This window comes from Paraburkholderia bengalensis (assembly GCF_037126505.1).
Lineage (GTDB): Bacteria > Pseudomonadota > Gammaproteobacteria > Burkholderiales > Burkholderiaceae > Paraburkholderia > Paraburkholderia bengalensis.
This window is the reverse complement of the sequence record NZ_JACFYJ010000314.1, coordinates 1-442: the sequence shown is the minus strand read 5'-3', so window position 1 is coordinate 442 and position 442 is coordinate 1. Positions and strand designations below refer to the sequence as shown.

Sequence of the window (442 nt, the reverse complement as noted above, 5' to 3'; positions counted from 1 at the left end):
GCCTTCCCGGCGCAGCATCACGTGCACGCGGCGATAGCCATAGTGCACACGCGTCTGCGTGATCTCCCTGATGCGCATGACGAGCGCGCTTGGGTCGCGTGCCACGGACTGAGCTGTACACCGAACGGGACAGCTTCAATACCGCACAGGTCTGCCGCTGGCTCGCGCCAAAGCGATGCATCAGGTCTGTTGCGAGTTCACGCAGCCGGGAAGGCTTCAGGCTTTTTTTGCCAGCACATCCTGCAACATCGCCTTGTCCAGTGACAGGTCAGCCACCAGTCTTTTGAGCTTCGCGTTTTCTTCCTCGAGCTGCTTCATGCGCCGCATTTCCGAGGGCGACAGCCCGCCGAACTTCGTACGCCAGTTATAAAACGTCGCATCGCTGATGCCCATCTTGCGACACACCTCGGCTACGGGTGTACCCAGCTCGGCCTGCTTCAGC

1 pseudogene is annotated in these 442 nt (G+C 60.4%); it reads right to left on the bottom strand.

Features of this window, described 5'->3' with window-relative positions:
* A pseudogene (locus tag H3V53_RS43445) lies at nt 1–441 on the bottom strand (transposase); the annotation flags it as partial.
* Nucleotide 442: the final 1 nt, after the last annotated feature.